Annotated in this window: 10 protein-coding genes, 1 tRNA gene and 2 pseudogenes; 9 read left to right on the top strand and 4 right to left on the bottom strand. The window is 56.5% G+C overall.

Annotation, left to right across the window (positions count from 1 at the left end):
- The 5 genes and pseudogenes from FFS64_RS30215 to FFS64_RS30235 form a co-directional block, all read left to right on the top strand.
- Positions 1 to 184, top strand: a pseudogene (locus FFS64_RS30215) (ABC transporter permease); the annotation flags it as partial.
- A gap of 18 nt (positions 185 to 202) precedes the next feature.
- The gene (locus tag FFS64_RS30220) at positions 203 to 901 is read left to right on the top strand and encodes an ABC transporter permease subunit (protein ID WP_137808337.1); all 699 of its coding nucleotides are present in this window, start codon (positions 203 to 205) and stop codon (positions 899 to 901) included.
- Complete coding sequence (locus FFS64_RS30225) at positions 901 to 1,893, top strand: DMT family transporter (protein WP_137808346.1); 993 nt, start codon at positions 901 to 903, stop codon at positions 1,891 to 1,893. Before FFS64_RS30220 ends, FFS64_RS30225 begins: the two co-directional genes overlap by 1 nt.
- A 27-nt stretch (positions 1,894 to 1,920) precedes the next feature.
- Complete coding sequence (locus FFS64_RS30230) at positions 1,921 to 2,937, top strand: succinylglutamate desuccinylase/aspartoacylase family protein (protein WP_137808338.1); 1,017 nt, start codon at positions 1,921 to 1,923, stop codon at positions 2,935 to 2,937.
- A gap of 293 nt (positions 2,938 to 3,230) precedes the next feature.
- Complete coding sequence (locus FFS64_RS30235; RefSeq protein WP_137808339.1) at positions 3,231 to 5,132, top strand: potassium transporter Kup; 1,902 nt, start codon at positions 3,231 to 3,233, stop codon at positions 5,130 to 5,132.
- A 13-nt stretch (positions 5,133 to 5,145) separates the two neighbouring features.
- On the opposite strand, the gene FFS64_RS30240 is transcribed toward FFS64_RS30235, so the two are convergent.
- The gene (locus FFS64_RS30240; protein WP_137808340.1) at positions 5,146 to 5,817 is read right to left on the bottom strand and encodes a bifunctional 2-polyprenyl-6-hydroxyphenol methylase/3-demethylubiquinol 3-O-methyltransferase UbiG; all 672 of its coding nucleotides are present in this window, start codon (positions 5,815 to 5,817) and stop codon (positions 5,146 to 5,148) included.
- A 157-nt stretch (positions 5,818 to 5,974) separates the two neighbouring features.
- Here FFS64_RS30240 and FFS64_RS30245 point away from each other — a divergent pair, with 157 nt between their 5' ends.
- The 3 genes from FFS64_RS30245 (at position 5,975) to FFS64_RS30255 (ending at position 11,150) form a co-directional block, all read left to right on the top strand.
- Positions 5,975 to 7,174 (top strand): efflux RND transporter periplasmic adaptor subunit, encoded by a 1,200-nt coding sequence (locus FFS64_RS30245; protein WP_137808341.1) that lies wholly within the window; start codon positions 5,975 to 5,977, stop codon positions 7,172 to 7,174.
- Between the two features lie 26 nt (positions 7,175 to 7,200).
- Positions 7,201 to 10,404, top strand: coding sequence for an efflux RND transporter permease subunit (locus FFS64_RS30250; protein ID WP_137808342.1), 3,204 nt, complete (start codon positions 7,201 to 7,203; stop codon positions 10,402 to 10,404).
- A 113-nt stretch (positions 10,405 to 10,517) separates the two neighbouring features.
- The gene (locus FFS64_RS30255) at positions 10,518 to 11,150 is read left to right on the top strand and encodes an FMN-dependent NADH-azoreductase (protein ID WP_137808343.1); all 633 of its coding nucleotides are present in this window, start codon (positions 10,518 to 10,520) and stop codon (positions 11,148 to 11,150) included.
- Between the two features lie 18 nt (positions 11,151 to 11,168).
- Here FFS64_RS30255 and FFS64_RS30260 read toward each other — a convergent pair whose 3' ends face one another.
- The 3 genes from FFS64_RS30260 to FFS64_RS30270 form a co-directional block, all read right to left on the bottom strand.
- Complete coding sequence (locus FFS64_RS30260; protein WP_137808344.1) at positions 11,169 to 11,681, bottom strand: lecithin retinol acyltransferase family protein; 513 nt, start codon at positions 11,679 to 11,681, stop codon at positions 11,169 to 11,171.
- Between the two features lie 1,146 nt (positions 11,682 to 12,827).
- On the bottom strand, positions 12,828 to 15,119 hold the full coding sequence (locus FFS64_RS30265) for a hypothetical protein (protein ID WP_137808345.1): 2,292 nt from the start codon (positions 15,117 to 15,119) through the stop codon (positions 12,828 to 12,830).
- 55 nt (positions 15,120 to 15,174) lie between these two features.
- Positions 15,175 to 15,249 (bottom strand) — tRNA-Lys (locus FFS64_RS30270).
- Between the two features lie 413 nt (positions 15,250 to 15,662).
- Between FFS64_RS30270 and FFS64_RS30275 the strand changes: the two are divergent.
- Positions 15,663 to 15,820, top strand: a pseudogene (locus FFS64_RS30275) (cytochrome C oxidase Cbb3); the annotation flags it as partial.

Raw genomic sequence — 15,820 nt, forward strand, 5'->3', positions numbered from 1 at the left:
GATCAGCGTGGTCGGCACCAACGAGCTGCTGTACACCGCCAAGCAAGGCGCGGGTTCGACACGTCACTACCTGTTGTTCTACCTCACGGCCGCAGCCCTGTATTACGCGGTGACGCTGGTGTCCAACTACCTGTCGGGACGGTTGGAGCGACGCATTCGTCGCTGGATGCCTCTTGTTGACTAAACCGGCTGAGAGATTGAAATGATTCCTGCGTGGACCATTGAATACGGGGCACTGTTGCTCCGAGGGCTGCAAACGACCATTGCCATTCTGTTGGTTTCCAGCGTGTTTGGTTACGCACTGGCCGTATTGGTGGCACTGGCGCGAATCTCGAAAAACAGGGTGATCGCCAAGCTCAGCCTGTTCTACACCAGCGTGACGCGCGGTACGCCGTTGCTGATCCAGATCTACATCTTCTACTACGGGATCGGCAGCCTGTTCGCGCAGTTTCCGCTGATCCGCAGCAGTTTTCTCTGGCCCTATCTGCGTGATGGTTATTGGTACATCGTCTTCGCCCTGGTGGTGTCGATGGGCGCCTATGTCGGCGAAGTGATTCGCGGCGGCCTGCTGGCGGTGCCCAAAGGCGAAATGGAAGCGGCCTCGGCCTTTGGCATGACCCCGCGCCAGGCCCTGTGGCGGGTGCGTTTGCCCAGGGCGCTGCGTTTGCTGTTGCCGACGCTGGCCGGGGAAACGGTGATGTTGCTTAAATCCACGGCACTGGCCTCGACCATCGCGGTGATCGACTTGCTGGGCGCGGCCAACGTTGTCCGCGCCCAAACGCTGCAAGTCTATGAACCGTTGCTGCTGGTGGCCGGAGTCTACGTTTGCCTGACGTTCTTGATTGAGGGCCTGTTTGCCTTTGCCGAACGGCGCGGAACGCCGGTACGCAGGTCCGCATGATGAACACGCCCGTGGTCGACCGTTCGCTGCAAGGCATTGGCCTGTGCACGCTGGGTTATGCCTTCCTGTCCTTGCAGGACGCCGGCATCAAGTGGCTGGTGGCCGATTATTCGGTGGTCACCATCCTGTTCTGGCGCGCCCTCGTGGTGGCGGTTGCCTGCCTGCTGGTGGGGCGCCTGCAACTGGTGCAGCGCGCCTGGCGCTCGCCCAGTCGGCGTTTGCTGGTGGTGCGCGGCTTGCTGTCGATTGCGGCCTGGCTGCTGTATTACACGGCAGCGCGGGACCTGACCCTGGCGGAGATGACCACCCTGTATTTCTCGGCGCCGATCATGGTCACGGTATTGGCAACGGCAATTCTCAAGGAGCGCGTCACGGGTTGGCAGTGGTTTGCCCTGATCATCGGTTTCATCGGGGTGGTGATAGCTTGTCGCCCCAACAACATGACCGATCCGTTGCCGATCGTCCTGACGCTGCTGGCAGCGATGTGCTGGGCGTTCACGTATATCCAGTTGCGCCAGGTCGATGACCAGACGTCGGTGCTGGAACAGATGCTGATCACCAATGTGGTGTTCGTCATCTGCATGGCCGTGGCGTTGCCCTGGACCCATACCCCGACACCGACGCCCGCCTGGTTGGGCATGCTCGGCGCGGGGTTGATGGGCGGGATCGGGCAGTTTCTGCTGTTCGCCAGTTTCCAGCGCGCCACCGCGACCGTGCTGGCGCCGTTCGAGTACACCGGGCTGATCTGGGCGTTCCTGCTGTCGAGCCTGATCTGGGGCACGTTGATGGATGTGTCGCTGATGATCGGCGCCGGTCTGATTGCGGTCAGTGGCACCCTGGCGATGATCTTCGGCCGGCACCCGTCACAAGACGTCGTCGGTGCCGAATGCTCTGTGTCGCAGTCCCTGTATCCGGCAGCGGCCGATGGCCGGGGGGAGAGCCTCGAGGCTCAGGCACCGCTCGATCCAGAGGCCGTCGAGCATCGTCGTTAGGCCACAGTCATGAGGGGAGGGCAGCGCATGGTGCGGGATGTTTCGTTCAACGTTCTCAACAATAACGGTGACGCGGTGCAGGTCGGTGCGTGGCGTTTCGAGGGCGATGGTCACGGGCCGAACGTGCATTTGCAGGCAGGGGTGCATGCCGATGAAATCGCCGGGATGCTGGTGCTGCACCTGTTGATGCAACGCCTTCAGGTAGCCGAGTCCGAGGGCAAGCTCAAGGGCAGTGTGACCGTGGTGCCACAAGCCAATCCGCTGGGCATCGGACAGTTTCGCCAGGGACGGATTCTCGGCCGATACCATGATGCGACCGGGCATAACTTCAATCGTGGATTCGACCAGTCGGCGGCAATGGAACAACCGTCAACCGTCGTCCAGCAATGGCAACAGAAACTGGTGCAACTGGCGGCGCCGGCGGATGTGATGCTCGACTTGCACACCGATGACGAAGCATTGCCCTACCTTTACGTGCACCGCAGTTTCTGGCCCCGTGGTCGTGAACTGGCGGCGGCGCTGAAAATGGATGTGGCGATTATTTGGGATGACGGCGGTGATGGCTCCTTCGAAGAAACCATCATTGCGCCCTGGCTACGTGACGGCAGCACCGGGCAACGCATGGCCGCGACCCTTGAGTTACGCGGGCAGGGCGACGTCAACGACCACTTCGCCAGGCAGGACGCCGAGGGTCTTTATGCGTGGTTGTGCGGGTATGGGGTGATCGACGACGCGGTATCGCCCAATGAATGGCCCGTCGAGGCCGTGGAAATGGGGCATATGGAAACCATCCTTGCGCCGCAGCCTGGCGTGTTGATCTTTGAGAAGGCGCTGGGCGATGTCGTCGAAGAAGGCCAGCGCTTCGCACGAATCCTGCGCCGCCCGGGCGATCCATCCTCCGAAGTGGTGCTGTATGCCGAACAGACCGGGCGACTGGTGACGCGCTACCGCGATCGATTGATCTCGCAGGGTATGGGTGTGGCGAAGTTCACGGGAAGCCGGATGTCGCGCAACTGGAGCGGTGGATTGCTGGACCCGAACTAGTAGGCAAGTCCCCCCGTAGGAACGAGCGGGCACGTACCGTCCTGAGCCTCACCGATCGATCCGGGTGATCCGTCTCGCGTAAAATTTTTACGCTTTTTTTACGGTAGTCACTTTCGTCCGAAACGATACTGGCCGCGTTTTCCAACGTCCATGCGTATCGCCCTTTACCTCCTGGCTTTCTGAACACGCAGAAAAGTTTAAGTAAGGTTCAACGGAATGTGTCAAACGGCGTCGAGACCCTTCTCGCTCAAGGATCGCATGCACCATTGCCCTTCAATTCAGAGAAGCTACCTGTGAGCGAAAGCACGACCGTTGTCCATGACCACTCGCAAGTCAAAACGTCCGCCGCAGGTTTGCTTGTTGCTGCTGTCGGAGTGGTCTACGGCGATATTGGCACCAGTCCCTTGTACACGCTCAAAGAAGTCTTCGGAGGGCATTACGGCGTTCAGGCCAACCATGACGGCGTGCTGGGCATTCTGTCGTTGATCTTCTGGTCGCTGATATGGGTCGTCTCGATCAAGTACGTACTGTTTGTCCTTCGTGCCGATAATCAGGGCGAAGGCGGAATCATGGCGTTGACGGCATTGGCCCGCCGGGCGGCCAGCCCTTATCCGTTCATGAGCAAGGTGCTGGTTCTGCTTGGCCTTTTCGGCGCGGCGCTTTTCTACGGCGACAGCATGATCACTCCAGCCATCTCTGTGTTGTCCGCTGTCGAGGGTTTGCAACTTGCCTTTGACGGGATCGAGCATTGGGTCGTACCGCTGTCAGTGATCGTGCTGGTGGCACTGTTTTTGATTCAGAAACATGGCACGGCCCGTATCGGTATTTTGTTCGGCCCGGTGATGGTGCTGTGGTTTGTCGTGTTGGGTGTACTCGGGATCTACGGGATTTTGCAACATCCACAGGTGCTGCAGGCGCTGAACCCTGCATGGGCAGTGCAGTTCTTCGTGGTTCATCCGGGCATTGGCGTGGCCATCCTGGGTGCCGTCGTATTGTCATTGACCGGTGCTGAAGCGCTTTATGCCGACATGGGCCATTTTGGCCGCAAGCCTATCGCTCGTGCGTGGTTCATTTTGGTGTTGCCCGGCCTGGTGCTCAACTACTTTGGACAGGGCGCCTTGATCCTGGGAAACCCGGAGACTGTGCGCAATCCGTTCTATTTGCTGGCACCTGAGTGGGCGCTGTTGCCGATGGTCGCGCTCTCCACGCTGGCCACCATCATCGCTTCTCAAGCCGTGATCTCCGGTGCTTTTTCCCTGACCCGCCAGGCCATTCAGCTGGGTTACGTCCCGCGCATGTTTATCCAGCACACCTCCAGCCATGAACAGGGACAAATCTACATCGGCACGGTTAACTGGGCATTGATGGTCGGAGTGGTCCTGCTGGTGATCGGTTTCGAGTCATCCAGTGCCTTGGCCGCCGCTTATGGGGTCGCCGTGACGGGGACCATGTTGATCACCACCGTCCTGTCTTCGGCCGTTGTCCTGCTCCTTTGGAAAACACCGCGCTGGTTGGCCGTTCCGATGCTGCTCGGTTTTTTGCTGGTCGACAGCCTGTATTTCGCGGCCAATGCGCCGAAGATTTTTCAAGGCGGTGCGTTCCCGGTGATTGCCGGCATTGGCCTGTTCATTTTGATGACAACCTGGAAGCGGGGCAGGAAGACGATTGTTGAGCGGCTGGATGAAACCACGCTTCCTTTACCACTGTTCATCGCCAGCATCCGCACGCAGCCTCCCCATCGCGTACAAGGCACGGCGGTATTTCTTACAGCCAGGGCCGATGCCGTTCCTCACGCACTGCTGCACAACCTGCTGCATAACCAGGTTCTGCACGAGCAAGTGGTGCTGTTGACCGTGGTATCCGAAGACAGCCCGCGGGTGGCTGCCGACCAGCGGTTCGAAGTTGAATCCTACGGTGAAGGCTTCTTCCGGGTCAGTCTGCACTTTGGTTTTATCGAGGAGCCGGATGTCCCGCTGGCCTTGAGTCTGTGTCATTTGGCCGAGCTGGATTTCAGCCCGATGCGCACAACTTATTTCCTTAGCCGCGAGACCGTCATCCCGACCAAACGCATCGGTATGGCTCGTTGGCGAGAGGGGCTGTTCGCCTTTTTACTCAAGAACGCCAACAGCAATCTGAAGTACTTCAATTTGCCACTCAACAGGGTGATAGAGCTGGGCACACAGGTCGAGATGTAGCGACAAGGGCGCTTTAGCGACGCTGCTCGGCCACCAGCAGCAAGGACTGCGGCACAGGGCTTTGCGGGTGCTGCGGTTCTTGCAAACCGACCAGTTGAAAACCGGCCATGTCCAGCGCATTCAGCCAGCTGGACAGGGTTCGGAAATACCACGGCATGGGCTGCCACTGGCCCCTGAATCCGCAAAACATCTCTTCCCGCCATCCATCCTGATAGTCGCCGGCCGCCACCGCCCAGGGATGCAGCGTCTGGATTACCAGCGCGCCGCCTGGGGTGAGCAGGGCGTTCATGGCCGCGAGCAGGGGGATGATGTCCTGGTGCAGCAGGGCGAAGTTGGCGCAGATCAGGTCGTAGTCGCTACCGACGTCGACCTTCGTCTCCGCCAACTCGTCGTAGCTCGCCAAATGCACCGGTGCAGATCCCGCCTTGCGCGCCGCCTCCACCAGCGTCGCGCTGCCATCCACCCCGAACGCCTCGATGCCCCGTTCAGTCAGTGCGCGCAGCAACCAGCCTTCGCCGCAACCCAGATCCAGCACACGCCCGGGCTGACGGCCCAGCACCGCCAGCAGGATTGCCTGGTCGGTGACTTTCAGGCGGCTATCGATGGCGCCGCTGCGGATCGCTTCGATCCAGGCTTCGGCGTTCTGGTGCCAGCTTTGGAGGAGGGTGTACTCGGGGGAGGGCATGGCAGTCGCGCACCTTGAAAGCACCGGTGTAGGGATTTTAGGGGGAATTGGATGTTTTGAGCAGCCACCCAAGAATCTATCGTGCGTGAACCCAAGCGCTGACTGAAGACGCTATCACTGCTCAGTCGTTGCCTTCAACTTCCACGCGAGATCTGACATGAACACCTCAACGCCGATGGCAAAAAAAAGTAAAACTGCACTCGCTGTCAGCGTATTGATCGTGCTGGGAGTGGGCACTTATCAAATCCAGGAGCCTGTCGCCGCTCCAGCAGCACAACCTGCGAGCATAGCGACACCGGTGAGCGTCGCGCAGGTAATAGAAAAACCCATTGTCGAGTGGAGTGACTACTCTGGCCGCATCGAAGCGATTGAACATGTCCAGATTCGTCCACGAGTCAACGGCACCATTGATGCCGTGCATTTCCAGGAAGGGCAAGTGGTCAACAAAGGGGCCCTTCTGTTCACCATTGACCCTCGCCCTTATGAGGCTGCATTGGCTAAAGCGCAAGCGACACGCGAAAGCGCCAGGGCGCGCCTGTCTCTAGCCAAAACCGAGCTGGCGCGCTCAAGCAAATTGATCGTCCAGCGGGCCATTTCCCAGCGTGAGCTGGATCAACGTGCAAATGACGTACTGGAAGCGCAAGCAGCCCTGAGCGCGGCGCAGGCCGATGTACTGAGCGCCCAACTGAACCTGCAGTATTCGACGATCACGGCGCCGGTAACGGGCCGGGTTTCCCGCGCCGAACTCACGGTCGGCAACCTGGTTGGCACCGGCCCGGAGGCTCCCGTCCTCACCAGCATTGTTTCCGTGTCTCCGGTCTATGTGAACTTCGAGCTCGATGAAGCGAGCTACATCCGCTTTGTTCGCAATGGCGCAAAGGGCAGCACCGGGGTTAACAATTTGCCGGTATTCATGGGGTTGGCGAATGAGGCGGATTACCCCTACAGCGGGCGTATCAAGTCCCTGGATAACCAGCTGGATCGTCAGTCCGGAACGCTAAGGGTGCGTGCGGTGTTCGACAACACCAATGGCGAACTTACCCCTGGAATGTATGCCCGAGTGCGTACCGGTGACTCCGCACCGCGAGCCACGACGCTGATACGCGATCAAGCGGTAGGCACAGACCAATCCAAAAAGTACGTGTTTGTCGTCACCCCGGAAAACAGGGTGGCCTACCGAGAGGTAGCTCTGGGCCCGGTGATCGATGGCTGGCGTGTTGTGCGTTCGGGCCTTTCCAAAGGCGAGCGCATCGTCGTGGAAGGCCTGCAGAAAATCCGTCCTGACGACCTGGTGGATCCGCAGCCGGTTGTCGATTCAGTCGCCATCGGCATCCAGAACACTTCGGGACGGTCCTGATCGTCGGTCTGTAAGGAGCAGCTTTCATGAACATCTCGCGCTTTTTCATTGATCGACCGATATTCGCCGGCGTGCTTTCAGCGATCATCTTCATTGCCGGTCTGATTGCCATTTTCAACCTGCCCATATCCGAGTACCCGGATGTCGCGCCACCCTCGGTCGTGGTGAAAGCTCAATACCCTGGGGCGCACCCTCAGACTATCGCCGAGACGGTTGCAACGCCCATGGAGGAGCAGATCAACGGTGTGGAAGGGATGCTGTACATGAATTCCCAGGCCACGCCGGATGGTCAGCTGACCCTGACGGTGACCTTCAAGCTCGGCACCAATCCCGACCTTGCGCAGCAAATGGTGCAGAACCGGGTAAACCAGGCATTGCCGCGCCTGCCCGAAGCGGTGCAGCGCCTTGGCGTCACCACGCTTAAAAGCTCGCCTGATCTCACGATGGTTGTGCACTTGCGTTCACCTAACGAACGCTATGACATGCAGTACCTTCGCAACTATTCCCTGATCAATATCAAGGACCAGCTCGCGCGTCTTCCAGGTGTCGGCCAGGTTCAAGTGGCGGGTTCGGGCGATTACGCGATGCGTATCTGGCTCGATCCGCGCAAGCTGGCGGCCCGGAATCTGGCAGCCGGTGACGTGGTGCAGGCGCTGCGTGAGCAGAATGTCAACGCAGCAGCCGGCGTGATTGGTGCATCACCTTCTGCGCCTGGCGTCGACTATCAGATTTCAGTAAACGCTCGCGGCCGTTTAACAACAGAAGAAGAATTCCGCGACGTGATTGTCCGTACCTCGGCAGACGGCCGCGTCACGCGTTTGCGTGATGTTGCCCGGGTAGAACTGGCGGCTGGCGAATACGCGTTGCGCACGTTGGTGGACAACAAGCAGGCTAACGCCATCCTCATCTACCAGCTGCCGGGTTCCAACGCATTGCAGATTTCCGACAATGTGCGCAAGACCATGGCCGAGTTGAAAAAGGACATGCCCGAAGGCGTGGACTATCAGGTGATCTACGACCCGACACAATTCGTCCGCTCTTCGATCGATGCGGTCATTCATACGCTGCTTGAAGCCATCGTGCTGGTCGTCCTGGTCGTCATCATTTTCCTGCAGACATGGCGTGCCTCGATCATTCCGCTGCTGGCCGTACCGGTATCGGTGGTGGGGACATTCGCCATCATGTTGATGATGGGCTTTTCGATCAATGCTTTGAGCCTGTTCGGATTGGTGTTGGCCATCGGGGTCGTGGTCGACGATGCGATCGTAGTGGTCGAAAACGTCGAACGCAATATCGCGCTCGGTCTGTCGGCCCGTGAAGCGACGTACCAGGCGATGCGCGAAGTATCGGGGCCGATCGTTGCGATCGCGCTGACCCTGTGTGCGGTTTTCGTGCCGTTGGCGTTCGTCAGTGGGCTCAGCGGACAGTTCTTCAAGCAGTTCGCCTTGACCATTGCCATTTCCACCGTGATCTCCGCATTCAACTCCTTGACCCTGTCGCCGGCCTTGGCAGCCATGCTGCTCAAGGGGCACGACGCGCCAAAGGACGCGTTTCAAAAAGCATTCGATAAAGTCTTCGGTGGCTTCTTCAAACACTTCAACCGGCTGTTTGGTCGAGCTTCTGATAACTACGGGACAAGCGTCTCCAGGGTACTCAAGCGCAAGTCACTGGCGTTGCTGGTTTACGGCGTGCTGGTCGTCGCGGCTGTGTTGATTTTCAACAAGGTGCCGGCAGGGTTTGTCCCGCCACAAGACAAGCAATACCTGGTGGGCTTTGTTCAACTGCCCGACGCCGCCTCCCTGGATCGTACTGAAGCCGTGTTGCGCGACATGACCAGCACTGCACTGGCTGTGCCGGGCGTGGAGGCGGTTACCGGCTATGCCGGCTGGTCCATCAACGGTTTTGTCAGCAGCCCTAATTCCGGTGTTGCGTTCTTCGTGCTCAAGGATTTTGCCGAGCGCCAAGGGCCTGGTATGACAGGCAATGAAATTGCTGCTCAGCTCAATGCCAAATTCGGCGAGATCAAAGGCGCCTACACCGCAGTATTCCCACCGCCACCTGTGTCTGGCATGGGTAACGTAGGCGGCTTCAAGTTGCAGTTGCAGGACCGGGCGGCGCTCGGCACGCCGGCATTGAATAATGCGCTGCAGGCGTTCATGGCCAAGGCCAGACAGGCACCTGAACTTGCCGGCATGTTCTCCAGCTTCCAGATGAACGTGCCGCAACTGTACGCCGATGTCGACCGTACGCGTGCCCAGCAGCTGGGTGTTTCAATCCCGTCGGTATTCGAAACACTTCAAATCTACCTGGGCTCGATTTACGTCAATGACTTCAACAAGTTCGGCCGTACTTTCCAGGTCAAAGTACAGGCTGACGCCGAGTTCCGGGGGCACGCGGAAGATATCGGCTTGCTCAAGGCCCGTAACGATAAAGGCGACATGGTCCCACTGGCGTCAGTGTTGAAAATGACCCAGACCTACGGTCCGGATCAGGCCATGCGCTACAACGGTTTCCCGTCGGCAGACGTCAGCGGCGGTCCGGCCCCGGGCTACAGCAGCGGCCAGGCACTGGAAGCCATCGAGCGCATCGCCGCAGAAACGTTGCCGCGTGGCATAGGCTACGAATGGACGGAACTGACCTATCAGAACAAGATCGCGGGCAACACGCTGTTCATCATCTTGCCGCTGTCGATGCTGCTGGTGTTCTTCGTGCTTGCCGCGCAGTACGAAAGTCTGACCCTGCCCGTCGCTGTGCTGCTGATTGTTCCAATGGGCATCCTTTCGGCGATTGCGGGGGTTTGGCTGACCGGAGGAGACAACAACCTGTTCACCCAGATCAGCTTTGTGGTGCTTGTGGGGTTAGCCTGCAAAAACGCGATTCTGATCGTCGAGTTCGCTCACGAACTGGAGCACCAGGGCCGCTCGATTCGCCAGGCTGCCATAGAAGCGGCGCGACTTCGCCTGCGGCCGATTTTGATGACCTCCATCGCCTTTATCGCTGGTGTAGTGCCGCTAATTACCTCCAGTGGTGCCGGTGCGGAAATGCGTCAAGCCATGGGTATCGCGGTGTTCACCGGGATGATCGGTGTAACGCTCTTCGGCCTGTTCTTGACCCCCGTGTTCTATGTGCTGCTGCGCCATTTGTCAGTGCGTTTCACGCGCCCGACCAAAGAGTCGCCAAGCCACACTGCACACAATGCAGTACCTCATTCAGTCACTGAGGAAGCTTGAGCCATGAATATCGGGCAAACGCCTGTTGAACATCAGGTAATAATGATGAAATGGCTTCAAGCCCGAAACCGCAATCGGCTCTACGAACAACAATAATCCGGGGGAGTGCGTCCATGAAGTTGCTGCACGTTGATGCCAGTCCAAAAAGCGGGCGCTCGAATTCGCGAGCGCTGGCCCGCCACTTCGTGGAGTGTTTACGCGCACTGAATGTAAAACTCGACATCGATTACCTGGACCTGATGGAGCATCCTCCTGCCCATATCGACGAATCATTCACGATCGCCGCGTACACACCCACGGAGCAACGCACTGCCGCGATGGAACAGGCGCTGGCGCCATCCACGGCCTTGTGCAAACGCGTCCTGGACGCTGATGCGTTCCTGTTTGCCATGCCGATGCATAACTTTTCTTACCCATCGGTTTTCAAAGCCTTTATAGACAACATCATTCGAGCGGAACTGACCTACGTAGTCGATGGCTCAGGTCAATACATCGGCCAGCTGGTGAAGCACAAAGCGTTGTTCATCACCACCCGTGGAACAGACATGCGTGCGGGCATGCCACTTTCGCATCTGGATGCACTGACGCCGTCCCTCAAGGCCGCATTTGGATTCATAGGCGTTCAAGACCTGGCGTTCGTGAATGCACAACCTACCCAATTTGCAGCAAAGGAGGAGCGGGAAGAGGCCTTGGAGAGGGCACGTATTCAGTTGGCGGAAGTTGCAAAAAGGTGGGCGGCAGAATAGACAGTCGCGCTCACGCATCTAATTGAGCGCGATACGTTTGCGGATCACAGGAAAATACAGGGATGCCAACATTGGCCAATGCAGAGCCATCAACTTAATCGCTTTTACCGGATGAGCCAACGCATCTCTCACCTGCGGGCTTTCATGCTTTCCAAAGAGACACCAATAACAAAAGTGTTCGCAATTATTGGTAAGCAGACGATAGCGGGACTCACCTACACGGGAAAGCGCTCGGTCTAAAACCACCTCAGGTTTGAAACAGGCTTGCCTGTGCCTTCTGACATGCACCTGTCTTCCGTTGGCGAAACGGCTCAAATGGATAATTTCAATTGGACCCGTTTCAAAGCCTCCACACATACCGGCGTAGTGGATCACTTGCTGTTCTCCAAGATATATCCCATGGTGAACATAACCATTCCGGGAGGTAATCAAGTGGCTGCCGGGTGAAACACTGATTAATGAAGACCAATCAAGATCATCCCAAAGTGGATTTGGATAACGTCCAGGATAGAAACTGATGAAAGTTTTCATAATAGGGCGCGCTCTTGTGTGGTCTACATCGGTACAAGCATAAAGCGCGCCACCAAACACCCCATGAAATAGGGATTCCAAGGGGGTAATCAGATATTTGATTGACTAAAAAATCAAAGAAGCGTCTGCCAAATGATCAAATGATAAATCGACCCGGCGGGATGAAAACCCACGCCATCATAATGAAAGCCATTGATCTGGCGCTGGCTCGGTAAATCTTTGATGAAACATGAGTGATGCACGGCGGGGCGAGTAGTGGAGCAGGGGATTGCATAGTCGAAACAACGAGTCCCGAGCCCCGTTTAAATTTAAATCTACTAAATAGATGTTTAGCGTAGTTATAAGTAATAATTATTAAAAAATTAGCAAATCAGCGGTTGGGGTATTGAAAAGCCTGCGAATCCCAACGTGAACGACCGGATCGTCTGTTCAACTCAAAACGCAATCCCACTGACGTTATCAACGATTATTAAGGTCGTGTAGCTCCCGCATCGGTTCTTCAATCCTCAGGGCTCAGTTTTTGAGTGACAAGCGTCTCCCGTAATTCTGGTGTTGTCATCATGGATCCTGGCGTTGATGTACATCCGGGCCGTACCGGGGAATATGAGCATCCCAAGGAAAAATCATTCTGCGTGGAGCATCAGCAATAGAAAACACTCCACGCAGAATCCAGCCGCGCAATCTGCAGGACGCGCAGACTTCCATGAAGAGCGCTACAGGATCACGATCCAGCCTTGGCATTGAGTGAAATGAGTGAACAAGACAATACGGAGATTGAGCGCATCGCTCATAGAGATTAGCGTTGCGGGGTCTGGATTTCATCACAGCAGCAAACGAGCGTGACTGAGGTGATGCAGGCTTGAAATCTGCCCTGACAGAGCCTCACGTTGAATATGTTTAAGTACGTGTAATGTATATTATGTTAAATGATGTGTCTGGGCGGAACTTTCTATGCTTGTGCTTGAGGTTAAGCTTCACCACTTTCCGATTTTTGCAGACGTTCAGGCTTCTCGTTGGACGTCCTTCCTGACTTCGGTCCCTGATGTATGCATGAAAGTTTTGCCCCGTCGGTACAAGAACTCCAGCCGGATATACAGATATCGCCTTTGAGGCGTTCAAGCACGCCTCATCGATACCGCCGAGCGTTTAACTGATGTCATTCGTTTGCGGCGGTAACAACCAATGTCGTTCGGTGGTCCATCCGAGAAACACCTGAGCCCCCTCACTTTTCTGGCGGTTGAGAGTCAACGGGAGCCCGGAAGCTGCCACGCGCAACCCCATAATTGCCGGTAGAAATCTCTCCCGGAATGCAATGGGTTGAGCCGCGAAATGAGCTTCGATGCTATCGATTGCGCAACGCCTCTCGGCGTCATCCAGCATGGATAAATAAAACACCATCTGGCGCCAGGCATAAGCGGTATTTTTGAGCATCACCAAGCTTGAGTGGTAGAACTTGATTTTCATCTGCTGCCGCATGCATATCCATTGGAAGCACTCCTGAGCAAGTGAACCCAGGCGATGATGTAGCAGCGCTTTCAAACCGAGCTCACCAAATAGAAGCGAAAGGTTTTGCGTCGTCAGAATCTGTTGTTGCTCGATGATCCTTCCGTTGGTTGCTGAGTGCCATGCACCCAAGGGTGCATTAGCCCGCTGTGCGCAAAGGTTCGCCAATGCATCACTGGTATCCAAGTCACGCTGGAAATAGTTTCTGCTCTTCGATTTCGGCTTATCGGGAAGGATCGCCAGTTGGTTCGTGTCGATGTCGTAATAATGGGCGTAAAGGGTGCCACCTATCAACGAGGCCGCTCGTCTGGCTGCTTCCACGAACTTGTTCGAGAAGGTTCCCATGAAAATGTCCACCGCGACCTCCTCCACAAAAGGAAGATCCAGCTTCGCGGTGACAGCAAGCGAACCAAACTCCTGAAGTAGTTTGTTCGGAAGGATTGCCTGAGGAAAAGCAGAGAGGGTCGTTGCCGAGGATTCGATCAAGGCTTGTCTGGCTCCCTCAACAGCGACAGCGTGTGCCTCACGTTCACCTTCGACGGCCGCTACCCAAGGCAGCTCACTGATTTTGACTTGGCTCTGTAGGTTGAGCAGCAGCAATGAACGGCGTCGCCGAAAAGCACGATACGTTGCGATAGACAACGTGCGCAGTATCGTATCGCGAAATCCAGCACTGCAGATTTCGGCCGTCATCGCTGGCAGTACTCGCGCCACGGTATCCCCAGATGTGATCAATCCGTTGTCAATCAACTGACTGATGGTTCCCTTTCGACAGCGCTCGAGGCGTCGGCGAACTGCTGGTGGAATGGCGACACCTGTTTTCAGCGAATATGCCTTAGCCTCCTCACTGGTAATCGGTTCCAACAGGGCCGAAAAATCAGAGATGCCTTCCGAACTCGAATAGCTGGTCAGACGCTCAGAAACAACCTTGGCGATGAGATGATGCTCGGGCGCGGCCACCTGACGGCGCTGCATTTTTCGGTACTGTAGATGATCTTCAGATTCTGGATGACCATGTTTGCACATGAAATCATTGACGATCCGCCGAATACGTCCGACTTGACGCCCTGTAAGCGAAGCTCGGTCATGGGAGCAGAGCCTAAGCAACGCGTACAACTCCCCTACCCGATCTCTGAAAGGTTCAACATTACGGATGTCATTGTTACTGGTTGCATCGAACTGATTATTAAGAGTATTCGCCTGCTCAAGCCAGCCTTCAGGATATTGCCGACAAGGCCAATCATCCTGGTACGTTAAGAGGAAGAGCGAGATGGCTGCGTCGTAGAGAGTCAACCGAGTCGCGACCACATGTTTTTGCACCGCCAGGCGCTGCTGCGCTGGGAGTTTTGAAAGCAGCTTTTTGATATCGCCGACATCGAAGATGTGCACTTCCGCCGCCGCGAGTGGCAGCCCGTCAGAAGCCATTGGAAAGAAACGCAGTTGCTCAAAAAAAGGAGCGATCGACACAATCAGTTTGCGCGCTTCCTCCGTGCGCTGCTGGCCCAACAGCCAAGCCACGGACAGTAGCGCTGCCTCTTCTGGTACATCGACCCGGTAGTCGCTGTTCACCAGCTGCTTTTGCAGTGCTTCGATCCCCTCATCCGTTAGGTGCCAGGTGTTGAGATCAAGTCGTTCAAAACCAGGGCGGATGCCTGGGATTGAGGCGGCCAACCGCCGCTCGTACTCGGTCAGTGCGCCACCGGCCAGATACTGCCCAGTGGCAAAACCACCCGTGACAACCTCCAGCGTGACCCATTCAGGCACATCCACGAGTGGTGCGCGCGAGCCATACAGCGCAGTGCCCTGCACCATGTGTTCGACCACCTGCTGCCAGCGTTCAATCCGTTCGCGTGTTTTTGCCTCAGTGTCGAGCCCCGATGCGGTCAATGCTCGAGATAACTGAAAGACCGCATAACCGACGTTTATGCCGGCCATTGCATCCGATTCCCTATCGTGCCTGGACATATGTCCTTCTGACCCTGCGATGTAGTGGGTCCGGGGGCTGGATTCGAACCAGCGCCCACCCGGTTAAGAGCCGAGTGTTCTACCGCTGAACTACCCCGGAGCAGAGCGCGCATTGTCTACCAGCAACGAAGGGATGTGAAGATTGAAAACGTTGCCGCTCGTGACGCGTATCGAGATTATTCCCGTTCGAAATATTAGCGTAACTGGCCTGTGGCAGCGGTGAACTATGAACATCTGACATCGCCCATAAGTTAAATCAGGTGTTATGTCAGATATGTTCATGAGCGTGTTAAACCACTGATTCGAAAAACCATCTGTCATCGCTCCTGACCGTCCAGTCGGCGGTCAACGCTTATTACTTTGCCAGTTTCAAGCACCGATTTTTCGCGTTTCAGCGAATTCGTTCTGTTCACAACTTTTAACAACCCTACTCCTCAATACTCACATCTCTTAACGAGCATGTTCTGCGAAATCTCGTGACTATTCTCCTCAAGCACAGCGAGTGATCGCCAGATGAGTACCGTAGATACCCCAGCCTACAACTACAAGGTCGTCCGTCAATTCGTCGTGGCGACCATTGTCTGGGGTGTCGTGGGGATGGCAATGGGCGTGTGGATCGCCTCGCAACTGGTATGGCCCGAGATGAACCTCGACCTGCCGTGGACCAGTTT

It is taken from the genome of Pseudomonas sp. G(2018) (assembly GCF_005502415.1).
Classification (GTDB): Bacteria; Pseudomonadota; Gammaproteobacteria; order Pseudomonadales; family Pseudomonadaceae; genus Aquipseudomonas.

Coding starts and splice junctions, on each gene's coding strand:
- FFS64_RS30265 (WP_137808345.1), bottom strand. CDS start 15,119: ATGGCCGGCATAAACGTCGGTTATGCGGTCTTTCAGTTATCTCGAGCA.
- FFS64_RS30230 (WP_137808338.1), top strand. CDS start 1,921: ATGGTGCGGGATGTTTCGTTCAACGTTCTCAACAATAACGGTGACGCG.
- FFS64_RS30240 (WP_137808340.1), bottom strand. CDS start 5,817: ATGCCCTCCCCCGAGTACACCCTCCTCCAAAGCTGGCACCAGAACGCC.
- FFS64_RS30225 (WP_137808346.1), top strand. CDS start 901: ATGAACACGCCCGTGGTCGACCGTTCGCTGCAAGGCATTGGCCTGTGC.
- FFS64_RS30250 (WP_137808342.1), top strand. CDS start 7,201: ATGAACATCTCGCGCTTTTTCATTGATCGACCGATATTCGCCGGCGTG.
- FFS64_RS30245 (WP_137808341.1), top strand. CDS start 5,975: ATGAACACCTCAACGCCGATGGCAAAAAAAAGTAAAACTGCACTCGCT.
- FFS64_RS30255 (WP_137808343.1), top strand. CDS start 10,518: ATGAAGTTGCTGCACGTTGATGCCAGTCCAAAAAGCGGGCGCTCGAAT.
- FFS64_RS30220 (WP_137808337.1), top strand. CDS start 203: ATGATTCCTGCGTGGACCATTGAATACGGGGCACTGTTGCTCCGAGGG.
- FFS64_RS30260 (WP_137808344.1), bottom strand. CDS start 11,681: ATGAAAACTTTCATCAGTTTCTATCCTGGACGTTATCCAAATCCACTT.